This is a genomic window from Brucella pseudogrignonensis (genome assembly GCF_031454375.1).
Classification (GTDB): domain Bacteria; phylum Pseudomonadota; class Alphaproteobacteria; order Rhizobiales; family Rhizobiaceae; genus Brucella; species Brucella pseudogrignonensis_A.
Map to the genome: position 1 here is coordinate 163,749 of NZ_JAVDQT010000001.1, position 15,703 is coordinate 179,451.

Genomic DNA, 15,703 nt, shown 5'->3' on the forward strand with positions numbered 1-15,703 from the left:
CTTACCCTCGGCCTTAGCGGCGATCGCCGGGCTCGTTGAAAGGAGCGTCCGGCGGTCGATGACAGTCCCGCTGACGCATGCTCCTTTCTCAAAATCCGAATTAGAATTTTAAGACGAGATATCCGTGTCGTTACGACAGTGCAGAACTGATCAGTACGCCGGGAGGATGAGATAACCATGAATGAGAACGTAAACACGCCAGATTCCGCCGCCAAGCATAAAGGTATGCCAGACGCGGCTGTGAAATATACGCCATTCCCGTTCCCGAAGCTCGATGATCGCACATGGCCTGCAAAGCGCATCGAAAAAGCACCGATCTGGTGTTCGGTTGATTTGCGCGATGGCAATCAGGCACTGATCGATCCAATGGGCCACGACCGCAAGGAACGCATGTTCCGCTTGCTGGTTGATATGGGTTTCCCGGAAATCGAAATTGGCTTTCCTTCGGCGTCACAGACCGATTTTGACTTCTGCCGCTGGGCAATTGAGCAGGGCGATACGCCTGACGAAGTCGATTTGCAGGTGCTGGTGCAGTGCCGCCCGGAATTGATTACGCGTACGTTTGAAGCGCTGGAAGGTGCAAAGACGCCAATCATCCACTTCTACAATTCGACCAGTGAATTGCAGCGCCGTGTGGTGTTCAACAAAGACGTTAAAGGCATCAAGCAGATTGCGACCGATGCCGCCAAGATGATCATGGATATGGCTGCGAAAGCAGGCGGCGGTTATCGCTTCCAGTATTCGCCAGAAAGCTTCACTGGCACTGAGCTGGATGTGGCACTGGAAATCTGCAATGCGGTGACGGAAATCGTCAAGCCGACTGCCGAAAACAAGCTGATTTTGAACTTGCCATCGACTGTCGAAATGAACACGCCAAATGTTTATGCAGACCAGATTGAATGGATGTGCCGTAACCTCGATAATCGTGAAAACCTGATCATTTCGCTGCATCCGCACAATGACCGCGGAACGGGCATCGCTGCGACCGAGCTGGGCTTGATGGCTGGCGCTGATCGCGTTGAAGGCACTTTGTTTGGCAATGGCGAACGCACCGGCAATGTCGATGTCGTGACGCTGGCGCTCAACATGTACACGCAAGGCATCGACCCTGAGCTGGATTGCCGTGACATCAATCGTATGAAGGATGTCTATGAATACTCAAACCAGCTGAAGATTGCAGAGCGTCATCCTTACGTGGGCGAGCTGGTCTACACCGCTTTCTCCGGTTCGCATCAGGATGCGATCAACAAGGGTATGAAGGTTCGCAAGACGGCCAATTCGCCTGTTTGGGAAGTGCCTTATCTGCCAATCGATCCGCAGGACGTTGGCCGTTCTTACGAGGCGATTATCCGCATCAATTCGCAGTCGGGTAAGGGTGGTATCGCCTATATCCTGCAGGCGGATTATGGCTTGAACCTGCCCCGCAATTTACAGGTTGAGTTCCGCGAAATCATCCAGAACATCACGGATGATGAAGGCAAGGAACTGCCATCCAAGCGCATTCATGAAGAGTTCCAGAAGCTATATGTGGAACAGGCAGAAGGCCGCATCAAGTTCGTGGATCACCACACCTATCCTGATCCTGATCAGAAGGGTCGTCGTATTCTGACCGCTGAAATCACCGATAACGGCGTGACCAAGAATATTGAAGGCAAAGGTACTGGCCCGATTGATGGCTTCATCGATGCGCTGTCGAAATATCTCGGCGTGAAGATGTCGGTTATCGATTACTCCGAGCATTCGCTCAAGCAAGGTTCGGACGCTGCGGCAATTTCCTATGTTGAAGTCGCTTATCCAGACGGCAAATTGTTCGGGGCTGGTATCAACGACAACATCGTGAGCGCCTCGCTCGAAGCAATTGTTTCGGCGGCCAACCGGGTGGTTGCAAAGTAATAAAACAAAAAAGGCGGCAGAGATGCCGCCTTTTGCATTTATAGTATTAGAGCGACATTTTGTGGCCCCGATTAGGCCCACAGCGCTCTAATAAAGCTTCTGCTCTGAAATTTTGATGATGCGTTCGCTCTCATCTTCAATGCCGTGTTGTTCCCAGTTGCACGACCAACCGCCTTCTGGCTTCCGGTCAATATCAAAGACGTTATAACGTGCAGGTGGCTTATGCCCGCCAAAGTTCTGACTGGCCGACGGCACACAGATGACCGGCACTTTGCCGTTTAGCCCATCAATGTCGTAGCGCGTTGCAAGATGCGTGTGGCCATGGATGACCAGTTCGGCACCATGCTTGTGAATGACTTTCTGAAAGCGTCTGATGCCATAGAGCCGTTTGTGCGCAGGTGTTGCACCGTGGATTGGCGGATGATGGATCATCACAACGCGGAACAACCCGCGTGCGCCCGCTTCATCCAGTGCAAGGGCCAGACGTTTCGCCTGTGCCGAGCGAAAATCGCCGCTCGCCATGAAAGGTGCGGTCGCGCGCGCGGATGACACACCGATCATCGCCACGGGTCCGCGTTCACGCATATAGGGAAACAGAGGTCGCTGGCCGTGGTTATCCACGCCATCGCCACGCATCCATGGTTCCCATTTGCGGCAGGATTTATCCAGCGCACCGGGTACATAGGCATCATGATTGCCGGGGACGACCGAAACATTGTTTGGGTCTCCGAGTTTCAGCAGCCAGTCATGTGCAATATCAATTTCGAGATTGAGTGCCAGATTGACCAGATCGCCGGTTACGGCAATATGGTCAGGGTTCTGGGCCAACATATCGGCAATCAAAGTGTCCAGCACTGTCCCACGCATCGCGCCTTTGCGATTTCGCATCCAGTTGATGTAGCCGGTGATGCGCTTTGACGCCAGCTCGCGATAGCGAATGCGGGGCAGCGGCGACAGGTGGATGTCTGAAATATGGGTGAGGCGAAACATAGTTTCGGTGTACTGTATTATTTTTTAAATCGAAACCGTATTTAGCGACTTTTTGTTGATGTCTTTGTAGCAATGATGCGTGCAGGACATTTGCTCAGGATTGACGGTATGCGCTTCCGCCATTTTATATTTCATACTTATTTTCTGCTGCGGCGCCCAATGACGCTTGGTGTCAGGGCAATTGTCTTTGATGAAAAGAAAAATTCCGTTTTTCTAGTGAAGCATACTTATGTTCCGGGCTGGCAATTACCTGGCGGCGGTGTTGATAGCGGTGAAACATTCGGGCAGGCGCTGGAGAAAGAACTGCGTGAGGAGGGCAATATTCGCCTGACCGGACGTCCTGAGCTTTTCGCGCTTTACAAGAATGCGCATGCGTCAAAACGGGATCATGTGGCGCTTTATGTCTGCCGGGCTTTCGAGCAGACTGAACCAAAGCAGCGTGACAGGGAAATAGCCGAAGCTGGCTTCTTCCCGCTTGATAACCTGCCGGAAGGAACGACGCCTTCCACCAAACGCCGCTTGCAAGAGGCGCTGCATGATCTGGAGCCACTTGCGAACTGGTAAAGAAAAGGGCGCTTTCGCGCCCTTATCGATGATTAGAAGCGGTAGGTGATACCTGTACCGATCAGCCAGGGGTTGAGCTTAGCCTTGCCGCTAACCTGCGTGCCGCCAGCCAGTGTTGCGTCGAACTTTGGTTCAAGGAACAGCTTCTTCACGTCGAAGTTGATACCCCAATGCTCATCGAGCATATAGTCAAAGCCGACCTGAAGCGCGCCGCCAAAGGTGTTCTTCACTTTCAGATAATCGACGCCTGCTGCATCCTGATTATAGAAAATCGTATAGTTCACGCCTGCGCCAACATAAGGCTTGAAAGCGCCGAAGTTGGTGAAGTGGTACTGCATGGTCAGCGTTGGCGGCAGCATCCAGACTTTACCGACTTTGCCGAGGCCTTCGATTGAGCCGGTGCCATTGATATTGGCATAGGTGGTGCCGAGGATGAGTTCAGCAGCTAGATTGTCGGTGAAGTAGTAGGTGATGTCGAGTTCGGGCGTGATCGACTTCGAGTAATCGAGACCGGAACCATCAACGCCGTTCACGTAGCCCTTGTTTTCAGCGACGACGCCGAGTGCGCGCACGCGGATCTGCCATGGTGACAGCGCCTGCGGAGCGGCAACGATTTCGGTCGCGGGCTGGGCGACAATCGCGTCAGCAGCGTAAGCTGCGGGTGCTGCAAATGTCAGTGCTGTTGCGGCGAGAAGCCCTTTTGCAAAACGGTTCATCAGTCTCTCCTAAAATTCTTAGTCCGTAAGTCTTGATCCCGGTAGTCTGGGGTAGTGATGCGCGCACTCTGAACCGCACAGCAAAGCACCCCATTGATCAGGATCAAAGAGGCGCTCAAGATTTTAGAAAACAAAGATGTTCTGAAAGGACTGTTGCAGAAAAGGCTCAGTTAGCGAACCTGTCCCGGTCATGCGGTGCTGCAAAGTCAATCTCAGGCCCGAGCGGAACCACACCTGTCGGGTTGATCGTCTTATGGCTGCGGTAATAATGGCCCTTGATGTGCTCCATATTCACGGTCTCAGCTACACCAGGAACCTGATACAGTTCTCGCGTGTAGTTCGAGAGATTTGGATAATCGGCGATCCGCCGCAAATTGCATTTGAAATGCCCGACATAGACGGGATCAAAGCGAACAAGTGTTGTGAATAGACGCCAATCGGCCTCGGTAAGCTTTGAGCCTGTCAGAAATCGCTTCTTTGACAGCGTCTCTTCCAATGTGTCCAGCGCGCTGAATACCTGCCCGAAGGCTTCCTCATAAGCGTCCTGTGCAGTGGCGAAACCTGCGCGATAAACACCATTGTTGATGTTTGGATAGATGAAGTCGTTGAGGGCATCGATTTCGCTGTGCAGATATTCCGGATAGAAATCGAGCGATGCATCGCCGAATTGGTCAAAAGCACTGTTCAACATGCGAATGATTTCAGACGACTCATTTGAAACGATGGTTTCTTGCTGCTTGTCCCAAAGAACAGGAACTGTCACGCGACCCGAATAATGTGGATCAGCTTTCGTGTAAATTTCGTGCAGGCGTTTCGCGCCGAAAAGCGCATCGCCTGTGCTGCCGGTGGTGCCATAGAAGGTCCAGCCTTCTTCAACCATCAGTGCATCGACCACTGAGACCGAAATGACCTCTTCAAGCTTTTTCAAAGCGCGGAAAATCAGGGTTCTGTGCGCCCATGGGCAGGCATAGGAGACGTAAAGATGGTAGCGCCCAGCTTCGGCTTTAAAGCCGCCTTCGCCGCTTGGGCCTGTGCTTCCATCGGCTGTGACCCAGTTTCTGAACTGCGATTTCGAACGTTCGAAACGGCCTTTGGTGGCTTTCGTGTCATACCAGACATCCTGCCATTTGCCGTCAACCAGAAGTCCCATGTGATTTCTCCTTTTGATAAGGAAAATAGCCTTAAAACTGCCGTTTGACAGCCTATCAAGGCGTGAACAGTGCGTAACGGTGCCAAAAAGCTAAATTTAAACCGCCATTTTGAAAGATTTCGTTTTACCTCTGATCAATTTGGTGTTAGTCAACTGTCAAATTGCGGTATCGTCCAATCACGCCGCACTGGAGAGAACAATGACCGGAATGCGCTTCATCCGACGATGAAAGTTAGAACTGCGCTCAAACTGCGCAGATTGCATTCCATTGGGCTTTTATGGCCGCCAGCTCTCTTTTCAGGCAAATCCACAATGCAGCAACTTGAACTGACCTACGCACAGGAAAACCCGGCGCACGACATTGAGATCGAAGCGATCAATGCCGAGGCTTTTGGTCCAGCACGTTTTACCAAAGCGGCACATTTCATTCGTGAAGGTGGCCCACATGACCTCGACATGTCATTTGTCGCGCTGATGGGCGGTATCGTTGTTGGGTCCGTTCGTCAGACGCCAGTTGTGGTTGGCAAGACACCAGCCTTGCTGCTTGGACCACTCGCTGTGCGGCCTGAGTGGAAGAAGCGGGGCATTGGCGGTAAGCTGATGCGCATGTCGATTGAGGCGGCCGAAAAAGCCGGTTACAAGTTGATCGTTCTGGTGGGTGACGAGCCTTATTATGCACCGTTTGGCTTTAAAATGGTGCAGCCGGGTTCGATGATTATGCCAGCGCCCGTTGATCCGCGGCGGATGCTTGCCTGCGAGATTGTGCCAAATGCGCTTAATGGCGCAAGTGGTGTTGTTCAGCATGCAAATAGAGCTTGAGAATTAAAAAGAGGGGAAAGCGAGGGATCGGTTTACCGTCCCTCGCGATACCACATTCCGCCAAAGATAAAGAGCAGGGCGGCCATCGCAAACAATCCTGAAAATAGTGGCAGACGATTGACGCTTTTAAGCTGTGTGTCCGATGTTTCGCGCAATCCAATCCAGCCGCTGCCGCTTGCCGCGCGGCCTGCCGCAACAGCTGTGATCGCTGGCACCCGAACGGAACTTTCCGCACTGTCATGTACGCGATGGACCGAGCCGCCGGTGGCATCAGCCAGTGGTTGCAGGCGTTCAGTGGTCGATATGCTGTCTGAAAATTCAGGCGCATCGACTGGTCCCACATGGGCAAGTGTTTCCAGATCGCCATTCTTCACGCGGAAAATGCCGATCTCATCGGTCTGCAAGGTGCCATCGAACAGGCCGGGTTTGCCCTGTGTGAGAGGAACCTGCAATTGCTTGCCGGATGGTGTGGTGACAGTGGCCTCACCGGGATTATCGCCCATGGTCTGACGGTGGATTGCGAGCGTGCGGCCATTGCCGCCAGCGGTCAGCGCTTCTTCTTCCAGTTCTGGTTCCTGCATCAGCCAGTGTGCGATGCGGCGATAAAGCGAGGCATAGGGACCACCGCCTTCGAAGCCACGTGCCCAGAGCCAGCCCTGATCAGACAGGAACATGCCAACGCGGCCTTTGCCGACGCGGTCGAGCACCAGAAGCGGCTTACCGTCCGCGCCGTTCATGACGGTTTCGCCACGCGGTTGGTCAATATCGATGGTGCGGAACCAGCGGCTCCAATGCGGTGGTTCCTGATCGCTGCCATCAAGGCCGCGTGTGACCGGGTGACGTTTGCCGAGATCGGTCAGGCGCGGATAGAAAGCCTTTTCCGTTATAGTTCCGGTCGGCATGGCGGGCAGGGCGCTGTAAAGCGGGGTGCGGGCGATTGACATATCACTCGCATATTCCGGTCCAGCTGCTACCAGCAGCGCGCCGCCATTTTCAACATATTGCGCGATGTAATCATAATAGAGCAGCGGCAGCACATCGCGGTGCTGGTAGCGGTCCAGAATGATCAGATCGAACTCATTGACCTTATCGACGAAAAGCTCGCGTGTTGGGAAAGCAATCAGCGACAATTCGTTGATCGGTGTGCCGTCTTGCTTTTCAGGTGGGCGCAAAATCGTGAAGTGGACAAGGTCCACAGCGGCATCGGATTTCAGCAGATTGCGCCATGTGCGCTCGCCATTATGCGGCTCGCCCGAAACCAGCAGCACGCGCAGATTTTCGCGAATGCCATCGATTGTTGCGACCGCGCGGTTATTGGCATCGGTGACTTCGCCGGGAAGTGTTGGGGTGGTGATCTCGACGATATTGACGCCAGCACGCGGCAGTTCAATCGTGACAGGCGTTTCCTGCCCGACTCGCGCTTGCTCTTCGCTTACCTTTTCGCCATTGACGCGGATTTCGACGGGTGCGGATTGCCCTAGGCTTCTGCCTTCATCAATAACCGTGAAAGACATTTCCAGCGGCTTGCCGCTGATGCCATAACGCGGTGCTTTGTTGAATTTGATGCGACGGTCGAACTCATCCGGTTTGCCGGTGATGAGCGCATGAACAGGCGCGTCAAAGCCGAGAGCGTTTGCGCCGGCGGGTATATCATGCACCTGACCATCGGTGATCATAATGGCGCCTGCAACGCGCGATGGCGGAACATCCAATAATGTGCGTGCAAGCGAACCGAATAGCCGCGTTGCATAGCCATCATCGTTCTCGCCGGGCTCGGCAGCTTCCACCACGCGCGTTTCAAATTGCGGTCTGGAAGCGAGCTGGTCCTGCACGGCTTTCAGGGCTGTATCTGTATCGGCGCGACGTTCGCCCAGTTGCTGGCTCTGGCTGCGATCAACCACAAGTGCCACAACGCTTTTCAGTGGCTCACGTTCCTCGCTGACGATGACAGGGTTGAGGAGTGCCAGCGCGAGAGCAATGGCCGCAAGGCCACGGATAAGTCCGCCGCGCATGCGCAGCGCTATTGTCGCCAGAACGAGTAGCGCCAGCGGTGCCAGAATGCCGATCAGCCACGGCAGAGACAAAAACGGTTCAAATTCTACATTCATATTAATTCCCCAACCGCTCTAGGAGATCGGGAACATGGACCTGATCAGATTTGTAATTGCCGGTGAGCATATACATGACAATATTCACGCCGCCACGAATGGCATAGATGCGCTGCATCGGATCATTGGGCACGGTCGGCAACATCGGGTTGCCCTGTTCATCCACCGCCCAAGCGCCAGCGAAATCATTGGCGGTTATCATAATGGGCGAGACACCATCACCGGTGCGCACTGGCCGGTCGCGTGTCGCATCGGGTGATGCCGTTGCCTCAACCCAGAGCGGACTGCCTTCATAGCGACCGGGAAAATCCGGCATGATGAAGAAAGACTTGGTCAGCACATGATCGTCGGGAACTGGCTCAAGCGGCGGTACATTCATGCCGTCGAGAATTGTACGCAAGCGCTGATTGGCGGGGGAGGCCGATGCATCAAGGCTCGTACCCGCCTGCAGCTGGTCACGCGTATCAAAAAGCACGGTTCCGCCTTGCTGCATATAGGCGTCAACCTTGGCGATTGCTTCAGGTGTCGGCATTGGCGCATCAGGATCAATCGGCCAATAGATCAACGGATAGAAGGCCAGTTCGTCTTTGGCCGGATCAACGCCAATCGGATCACCCGGCTCTAACGCCGTTTTATCGCTAAGCGCAAAAGTCAGTCCGCGCAGACCAGCTTTGCTGATGTCATCCGTCGCGGCATTGCCGGTGATGATATAGGCAAGGTGGGTTTGCGAAACTGAGTTTATAATGGTTTCATCGCCGGGTTTGCTATCGTTGTGCACCTGTTGCGCCTGGGCGTAAGGGACAGAGATAGGCACTAAGCATACGGCGGACGCAGCTGCGATCAGAATAGCGATGCCTGCAATTTTCGAGCGGATTTTCATGCGACGACGGAATGCGCCACGCAGCCAAAGCATCAGCAATGTATCAAGCGCCAGAAGCATGGCGGCAAGTGCGAAGAACGGACCGCGCAACGAAATGGATTGATCTGCACCATAAAACGCAGGTGTTAGTCCAACCGAGAGAGCAGGAGGGGTCATTGGCAGCAGTTTGATGTTGCTTCCCTCAAAAATGTTGAGTGCCTTCAAACCGTCCTCATTGCCATAAAAGCCGGGCGGTGTGTTGATGCTGACATCGGGCAGTTGCTCTTGTTCTACCACAATAGGCTTTGCTTCCGGTGAAGGAGGTATCAGCGCTCCTGAAGCTGAAAGAAGCTGGAAAGGCGGTAGGGAAATGGCTTCATGACTGCCCTGCGTATTGGTGCGCTGCGAGAGCGATACGATGCGGCGCAGCATTTCGACAAATGAGCCGGAAATCGGCAGGCTTGACCATGTGGCATCGGGTGAACTGTGGAAGAGAACCACATTGCCGCGGCCACGGCTTTCGCCTGTCACAAGCGGCGTACCATCGGCAAGCGTTGCATAGGCTTTGTCGTTGAGATCAAAAGATGGCTCGGCCAGAACCTGTCGTGTAACGGTTACATCGTCTGGGACGGTCAAACCCGCAAACGGACCTTTGTCGGAAAATGAACGCAGTTTTTGCGGTTCTGACCATGATAGTGTCCCGCCCAAAGCACGTTCACCTTTGCGCAGACGCACAGGCAGAAGCGGATCGTTTTCGCCAGCACCGGCAAGGCGAGGTCCGGCAAAACGTACCAGTGTGCCACCATCTTCAACCCATTTGGAAAGCTGCTCCTCAACTGGCTTTGGCAAAGTGCCAATATCGGCCATGATGAGGACGGAAGGCTTCGCATCAAGCAGTTCCGGCACAGTTTTCATGAGGTCTGCGGAACGTGGTTCGATCAGATTTGCATAAGGCGAAAGCGCACGCGAAATATAATGCAGCGGCGACAAAAGCGGCTGTGCGAGATCACCATCGCCACTTGCTAGAAGACCAATGGTGCGGCGCTCTGATCCTGCATCGATAAGACGTGTGGCTCCCGCTTGCTGGATGCCATCAATGCGGATGACGCGGAAATCATTACGCAATTCCACCGGCAGATTAAATCGCGCGGTTGCTTCTGTGCTGCCCACGGCGAAAGAGAGTGGCGCTTCTGCAATGCGACGGCCTTTGTCATCAAAGGCAGAGGCGGTCAGCGTGCGCGGCATGGTTATGCCTTCAGGGCGGATTGCCTTTGCCTCTAGGCTGTCGACTTTGTTGTCGATGCTGGTTAGCGCCACAACGCGGTCGAGATCAGCCGCATACCAGAGAACTGAGGCTAGACGACCATCCTGATCAAGCTTTGCAAAAATGTCCTTGTCGGTGGCATTAGCTAGCCCGTCATTCATGAAAGCAAGCCGGATTTTTTCGCCTTGCGGCACGGTTGATGCCAGGCGATCCAGTGCTGTCTTGCGATCAACGGGGATCGGGCGTGGCTGCAAGGCTTGCAAGCGTTCCAATGCGCGGCTGGCATCATAAGGGCCAATCTCGGCATTGGCTGGCTCTGCGGTGCCAAGCACGTAAATCTGTGCGTTGGTGCCTTCCGCATCCGCAATCAGTTTTTCAGCGGCAGTCACGCGCTGCGTCCAGTCTTCCGCGGAAGCCCAGCCATTATCAATGACGATAGCCAGCGGTTCATCGCCGGAAAGGGCGAGGGGACGCGGATTCCAGATGGGTGAAGCAAGTGCGAGAATGACGAGCGCTGCGATCAGCAAACGCAGCAGCGTCATCCACCATGGGCTTTTGGAAGGCACTTCTTCTCGTTTGAAAACCTGTGCCAGAATGCGCAATGGCGGGAAGGTTTCTTCCTGCGGGCGCGGCGGTGTCATGCGTAGCAGCCACCAAATGACCGGCAGCGCGACAAGGCCTGCGAGAATGAGCGGTGAGCCGAAAGCAAGGGGTAAGAAATTCATCCGAGCGCACTCCCGGATGATACGCTTAGAGCATCATGCAATCGCGACAGAGCCTGCGTTGCGGGTGTGTCGGTGCGATGCGTGGTAAAGCTCCAGCCGAGGCGGCGGCAAAAATCGGCCAGTGTATCGCGGCGCGCTATATAGAGACGGCGATAATCTTCCGCGTATGTTTCGGCTCGGCCTGCGACAAGCGTGGTTCCGGTTTCGGGGTCGCGAAACTCCGTACGACCGGAATAGGGGAAGGTCTCTTCTGCAGGATCGGCGACTTCCACCAGATGCGCGCGAACACCACGGCGTGCCAGATCGTCAAGCAAAGTTGTCAACTCATCAAGCGGTTGCAGGAAGTCTGAAACCAGCACCACTTCCGAAAAGCGGCGGATCTGGTCAATATCTGGTAGTGGGCGTGATGTGGTTTCATGCATCAATGCGCTTGCTAAGCGTTCCGCACCATTGCGCGCCGAAAAGGGCTGCAACAGCGATGGGAAAGCAATGCGCTCACCCGAACGCGAAAGAAGTTCGGCCAGTGCAAGGGTCAGCACCAGTGAACGGGCTTCTTTGGAAACGGATGAAAGCTGCGAGCGGTAAAGCATCGAGGGTGAGAAATCGCACCACAGCCAGACAGTGTGGGCGGATTCCCATTCACGGTCGCGCACATAGGTATGATCGTCACGCGCTGAGCGTCGCCAGTCGATATGGGCCAGCGTTTCGCCTTGCACATAGGGCCGGAACTGCCAGAAGTTTTCGCCGGGGCCGCGTTTGCGACGGCCATGCCAACCATTCATCACAGTGTTGACGACACGTTGCGCTTCGACCAGCAGGTCGGGGATACTGGCTGCGCGCGCTCGTGCACGCGCCAAAGTATCTTTGCGATCTGCCGATGAAACTTTTGCGCCGATCACCATTAGGCGGCAGCCTTCACCAGATTGGCGATGACATCACGCACATGCATACCATCGGCACGCGCTGCGAAATTAAGCGCCATACGATGTTGCAAAACCGGCTCGGCCAATGCTTTCACATCATCGACGGATGGGGCGAGACGACCTTCATAAAGAGCGCGTGCGCGTGCGCAGAGCATTAGTGCCTGACTGGCGCGTGGACCCGGACCCCATGCAATATGCTTTTTCGCATGTTCATTGTCGGCATCGGGACGCGCAGAACGCACGAGTTTCAGAATAGCGTCAACGACGCTTTCCGAAACTGGCATACGGCGCACTAGCGCCTGCATCTGGCGCAGACGTTCAGCATCGAGAACCGCATGCGGCTTTGCCTCAGTAACGCCTGTGGTTTCGAGCAGAATGCGGCGCTCGGCATCGAGTTCCGGATAGAGAATGTCGATCTGCATCAAAAAGCGATCGAGCTGGGCTTCGGGCAGCGGATAGGTGCCTTCCTGCTCCAGTGGATTTTGCGTTGCGAGCACATGAAACGGTGCGGGCAGATCATAGCGCTGACCGGCGACTGTGACGTGATATTCCTGCATCGCCTGCAAAAGGGCTGACTGCGTGCGTGGCGAGGCGCGGTTGATTTCGTCGGCCATTAGAAGCTGTGTGAAAATCGGGCCTTTGAGATACCGGAACGAGCGGCGTCCATCGGCATCCTGCTCCATCACTTCCGAGCCGGTAATATCGGATGGCATCAGATCAGGGGTGAACTGAATGCGTTGACCTGAAAGCCCAAGCACTGTTCCAAGTGTTTCGACAAGTTTGGTTTTAGCAAGGCCCGGAACACCGACGAGCAGCGCATGACCACCAGCGAGAATCGCGACGAGCGTGCGTTCGATAACGCTTTCCTGCCCGAAGATAACCGTTCCGACATTTTCCTTAATGCGAGCGATGTCGGCGAGCGCTGCTTCTGCTTCGGCAACAATCTGGTCGGGATTGGCGATTTCGGGGCTAACAACTACGCTCATAAGGACCTCGCAAAAATATCCGCACCTGCAATATAATGTTCAAAACACTATATATGCTGACAAGCCGTGAAACGGTGACTATTTCATGACTTTAAGAGTTAAATTCACATTCGGACAGGGATAACCGAGTCGGATGATAAAAATCACCCCCGAAGGCAACGAAACGCCGCAAAGCGTAAAGCGCGATGCTGACAATATGGGCGGACTGGAAGCACTGATTGCGCGCGCCCATGCTGATGCAACCAGCGGACCCGCTACGAAAGAGCGTGCGATTCCGCCGGTCGAGCGCTGGAATCCAGACTTTTGCGGTGATTTGGATATGGAAATCCGGGCCAATGGAACATGGTTCTATATGGGCACACCGATTGGCCGCCCGCAGCTTGTGCGCCTGTTTTCGACGGTGTTGCGTAAGGATGACGACGGCAAAACCTATCTTGTAACGCCGGTGGAAAAAATTGGCATTCGGGTTGAGGATGCGCATTTCATTGCTGTTGAAATGCAGGTCTCGGGCGAGGGTGAGGCACAGAAACTGACTTTCCGCACCAATGTTGGTGATGTGGTGGAGGTGGATGCTGAGCATCCGTTGCGCTTTGTTATCGATGATGAAAGCGGCGGTCTTAAACCTTATATCAATGTGCGTGGACGGCTTGAAGCGCTGGTCGGGCGTGCTGTCATGTATGATTTGGTGGCATTGGGCGAAGAGATTGAGGTTGATGGCGTGACGATGTTTGCGGTCCGATCGAATGGTGTGGTTTTCCCGATTATGCCTTCGGATGCGCTGGAGGCCGTATTGCATGAATGAGCGTGTGCAAAATTTGTTTTCGGCGAATGATTTTGCGCAGCGTGTGCGTCACTGGCAGCCGGATCATGATGATCTGACAGGCGATCATCTGCTCAATCCGGAATTCACGCAATCGATGGTAACGGCAAAAATGCGCGATGCGGCTGTGCTGGTGCCGGTGGTGGATCGCGGGTCGGAGGCAACTTTGCTTCTCACGCGGCGAACGGAAAAGCTGCGCAAACATTCCGGCCAGATTGCTTTTCCCGGCGGTGCTATCGATCCGGAGGACGGAACGGCGGAAAAAGCCGCGCTGCGCGAAGCCAATGAGGAAATCGGGCTGGTTTCTGATCGGGCCGAGATTATCGGGCATATGCCGCGCTATCTCACGGGCAGTGGGTTTTCCATCACGCCAGTTCTGGCGGTGGTCAATACGCCTTTTGATGTGTGTCCGAACCCGGACGAGGTCGCAGATATTTTTGAGGTGCCACTTTCTTTCTTGATGAATCCAGCCAATCACCGGCGCGAAAGCCGGTTGTTTAATGGTCAGGAACGCTTTTACTACGCAATGCCATATCACGAACGATTCATCTGGGGCGTGACTGCAGGCATCATTCGCGGACTTTATGAAAGGCTCTACCGTTGAGCGATACAATGAATATTTCTGACAAGGCCAGCTGGCTTCATGCAAAGCCTTTGCAGGCGCTTTTTTCCGCTTTTAATCGCGATGGCGGCGAAGTGCGTGTGGTGGGCGGTGCTGTGCGCAATACGCTGCTTGGAACAGCTGTCAGTGATATTGATCTTGCAACGACACATCTGCCGGAAGAGACAGTGCGAATGGCCAAGGAAGCTGGTTTCAAGCCAGTGCCGACCGGCATTGAGCATGGCACTGTAACGGTGGTTGTTCATGGTCAGCCATTTGAAGTCACGACCTTGCGTAAGGACGTTGAGACCGACGGTCGTCATGCCAAAGTTGCCTTTGGCACCGATTGGAAAATCGATGCCGAGCGGCGTGATTTTACCATCAATGCGCTTTATGCGACGGCCAATGGTGATGTGATCGATTATGTTGGTGGTCTTGCGGATATTGAAACCAAAACCCTGCGCTTCATTGGTGATGCGGAGGCGCGTATCCGTGAAGATTATCTGCGTATTCTTCGCTTTTTCCGCTTCTTTGCCTGGTACGGAACAGGGCGTCCCGAAACAGAAGGTCTGCGTGCCAGTGCGCGGCTGAAAGACGGCCTCGATCAGCTGTCGGCTGAACGTGTCTGGTCGGAACTGAAGAAGCTTCTGGCCGCACCTGATCCGTCGCGTTCGTTGCTCTGGATGCGTCAGTCAGGTGTGTTGAACGCCATTTTGCCCGAAAGTGAAAAATGGGGCATTGATGCCATTCATGGCCTAGTGCGCACCGAAGCCGATCTTGGCTGGCCGGTTGATGCGCTTTTGCGGCTTGAAAGCATTGTGCCGCCGGATGCGGCACGGATGACGGAACTGGGCAAGCGACTGAAAATGTCGAATGCCGAGCGTGCGCGGCTTGAAGCATGGGCGAGGGCAGAGGCTGTTAAGTCTGAGACTTCTGAGCAGGCTTTGAAGAAACTTATTTATCGCGGCAGCTCGCAAGCGATACAGGATCGCATCCGGCTGGCTTATGCATCGGCGCGTCAGGAAGCGGCCACCAGCGATGAAGCGATGATCCGTGCTGGCGGCTATTCGCGGCTGCTTGATATGACGGAAAAATATGAGCCGCTCGTTTTTCCGGTGACGGGTAGCGACCTTCTGGAACTTGGCATTGAAAAAGGCCCGGGACTTGGTGAAGTGCTGCGCAATCTCGAAACTTTATGGATTGACTCCGGTTTTAGTCTTGACCGCGAAACGCTTCTGGACAAACTTGATCGCAATAAAATGAACGGCTGATGACTTGTAAAATT

General features: G+C 54.4%; 13 protein-coding genes. 6 read left to right on the top strand and 7 right to left on the bottom strand.

Annotated elements, in window-relative coordinates; translation table 11 throughout:
* Positions 1–177 precede the first annotated feature (177 nt).
* A complete protein-coding gene (leuA, locus tag J2782_RS00785; RefSeq protein ID WP_310009715.1) occupies positions 178–1,893 on the top strand; it encodes a 2-isopropylmalate synthase in 1,716 nt (571 codons plus the stop codon).
* A gap of 87 nt (positions 1,894–1,980) precedes the next feature.
* Here the strand turns inward: leuA and J2782_RS00790 are convergent, their stop codons facing one another.
* Entirely contained in the window at positions 1,981–2,883 is a 903-nt protein-coding gene (locus J2782_RS00790) for a metallophosphoesterase family protein (RefSeq protein WP_310009716.1), read from the bottom strand.
* A 108-nt stretch (positions 2,884–2,991) separates the two neighbouring features.
* On the opposite strand from J2782_RS00790, the gene J2782_RS00795 reads away from it, so the two are divergent.
* Positions 2,992–3,447 carry an NUDIX domain-containing protein gene (locus tag J2782_RS00795; RefSeq protein WP_310009717.1) on the top strand — a complete coding sequence of 152 codons (456 nt, stop codon included), beginning with the start codon at positions 2,992–2,994 and terminating at the stop codon, positions 3,445–3,447.
* Positions 3,448–3,479: 32 nt separating this feature from the next.
* On the opposite strand, the gene J2782_RS00800 is transcribed toward J2782_RS00795, so the two are convergent.
* Positions 3,480–4,163, bottom strand: a complete 684-nt coding sequence (locus J2782_RS00800) for an OmpW/AlkL family protein (RefSeq protein WP_310009718.1) — start codon at positions 4,161–4,163, stop codon at positions 3,480–3,482.
* A 166-nt stretch (positions 4,164–4,329) separates the two neighbouring features.
* Positions 4,330–5,313 carry a glutathione S-transferase family protein gene (locus J2782_RS00805; RefSeq protein WP_310009719.1) on the bottom strand — a complete coding sequence of 328 codons (984 nt, stop codon included), beginning with the start codon at positions 5,311–5,313 and terminating at the stop codon, positions 4,330–4,332.
* A 312-nt stretch (positions 5,314–5,625) separates the two neighbouring features.
* Here J2782_RS00805 and J2782_RS00810 point away from each other — a divergent pair, with 312 nt between their 5' ends.
* Positions 5,626–6,132 carry a GNAT family N-acetyltransferase gene (locus J2782_RS00810; RefSeq protein ID WP_310009720.1) on the top strand — a complete coding sequence of 169 codons (507 nt, stop codon included), beginning with the start codon at positions 5,626–5,628 and terminating at the stop codon, positions 6,130–6,132.
* A gap of 32 nt (positions 6,133–6,164) precedes the next feature.
* Here the strand turns inward: J2782_RS00810 and J2782_RS00815 are convergent, their stop codons facing one another.
* The 4 genes from J2782_RS00815 to J2782_RS00830 are packed head-to-tail and all read right to left on the bottom strand — an operon-like array spanning position 6,165 to position 12,997.
* Complete coding sequence (locus J2782_RS00815) at positions 6,165–8,240, bottom strand: hypothetical protein (RefSeq protein WP_310009721.1); 2,076 nt, start codon at positions 8,238–8,240, stop codon at positions 6,165–6,167.
* Between the two features lies 1 nt (position 8,241).
* The gene (locus J2782_RS00820; protein WP_310009722.1) at positions 8,242–11,088 is read right to left on the bottom strand and encodes a DUF4159 domain-containing protein; all 2,847 of its coding nucleotides are present in this window, start codon (positions 11,086–11,088) and stop codon (positions 8,242–8,244) included.
* Complete coding sequence (locus tag J2782_RS00825; protein ID WP_310009723.1) at positions 11,085–11,990, bottom strand: DUF58 domain-containing protein; 906 nt, start codon at positions 11,988–11,990, stop codon at positions 11,085–11,087. Before J2782_RS00825 ends, J2782_RS00820 begins: the two co-directional genes overlap by 4 nt.
* Positions 11,990–12,997, bottom strand: a complete 1,008-nt coding sequence (locus J2782_RS00830; RefSeq protein WP_310009724.1) for an AAA family ATPase — start codon at positions 12,995–12,997, stop codon at positions 11,990–11,992. The genes J2782_RS00825 and J2782_RS00830 overlap by 1 nt, the downstream gene beginning before the upstream one ends.
* Before the next feature lie 133 nt (positions 12,998–13,130).
* On the opposite strand from J2782_RS00830, the gene J2782_RS00835 reads away from it, so the two are divergent.
* Genes J2782_RS00835 through J2782_RS00845 form a run of 3 tightly spaced genes read left to right on the top strand, consistent with a single transcriptional unit; the run spans position 13,131 to position 15,689 of the window.
* Entirely contained in the window at positions 13,131–13,799 is a 669-nt protein-coding gene (locus J2782_RS00835; RefSeq protein ID WP_310009725.1) for a DUF1285 domain-containing protein, read from the top strand.
* Positions 13,792–14,421, top strand: coding sequence for a CoA pyrophosphatase (locus J2782_RS00840; protein WP_310009727.1), 630 nt, complete (start codon positions 13,792–13,794; stop codon positions 14,419–14,421). The genes J2782_RS00835 and J2782_RS00840 overlap by 8 nt, the downstream gene beginning before the upstream one ends.
* Complete coding sequence (locus tag J2782_RS00845; protein WP_310009728.1) at positions 14,418–15,689, top strand: CCA tRNA nucleotidyltransferase; 1,272 nt, start codon at positions 14,418–14,420, stop codon at positions 15,687–15,689. The genes J2782_RS00840 and J2782_RS00845 overlap by 4 nt, the downstream gene beginning before the upstream one ends.
* Positions 15,690–15,703: the final 14 nt, after the last annotated feature.

What these genes read in the sequence shown, in the direction of transcription:
- leuA (WP_310009715.1), top strand. Translation starts at nt 178, where the DNA reads ATGAATGAGAACGTAAACACGCCAGATTCCGCCGCCAAGCATAAAGGT.
- J2782_RS00790 (WP_310009716.1), bottom strand. Translation starts at nt 2,883, where the DNA reads ATGTTTCGCCTCACCCATATTTCAGACATCCACCTGTCGCCGCTGCCC.
- J2782_RS00795 (WP_310009717.1), top strand. Translation starts at nt 2,992, where the DNA reads ATGCGCTTCCGCCATTTTATATTTCATACTTATTTTCTGCTGCGGCGC.
- J2782_RS00800 (WP_310009718.1), bottom strand. Translation starts at nt 4,163, where the DNA reads ATGAACCGTTTTGCAAAAGGGCTTCTCGCCGCAACAGCACTGACATTT.
- J2782_RS00805 (WP_310009719.1), bottom strand. Translation starts at nt 5,313, where the DNA reads ATGGGACTTCTGGTTGACGGCAAATGGCAGGATGTCTGGTATGACACG.
- J2782_RS00810 (WP_310009720.1), top strand. Translation starts at nt 5,626, where the DNA reads ATGCAGCAACTTGAACTGACCTACGCACAGGAAAACCCGGCGCACGAC.
- J2782_RS00815 (WP_310009721.1), bottom strand. Translation starts at nt 8,240, where the DNA reads ATGAATGTAGAATTTGAACCGTTTTTGTCTCTGCCGTGGCTGATCGGC.
- J2782_RS00820 (WP_310009722.1), bottom strand. Translation starts at nt 11,088, where the DNA reads ATGAATTTCTTACCCCTTGCTTTCGGCTCACCGCTCATTCTCGCAGGC.
- J2782_RS00825 (WP_310009723.1), bottom strand. Translation starts at nt 11,990, where the DNA reads ATGGTGATCGGCGCAAAAGTTTCATCGGCAGATCGCAAAGATACTTTG.
- J2782_RS00830 (WP_310009724.1), bottom strand. Translation starts at nt 12,997, where the DNA reads ATGAGCGTAGTTGTTAGCCCCGAAATCGCCAATCCCGACCAGATTGTT.
- J2782_RS00835 (WP_310009725.1), top strand. Translation starts at nt 13,131, where the DNA reads ATGATAAAAATCACCCCCGAAGGCAACGAAACGCCGCAAAGCGTAAAG.
- J2782_RS00840 (WP_310009727.1), top strand. Translation starts at nt 13,792, where the DNA reads ATGAATGAGCGTGTGCAAAATTTGTTTTCGGCGAATGATTTTGCGCAG.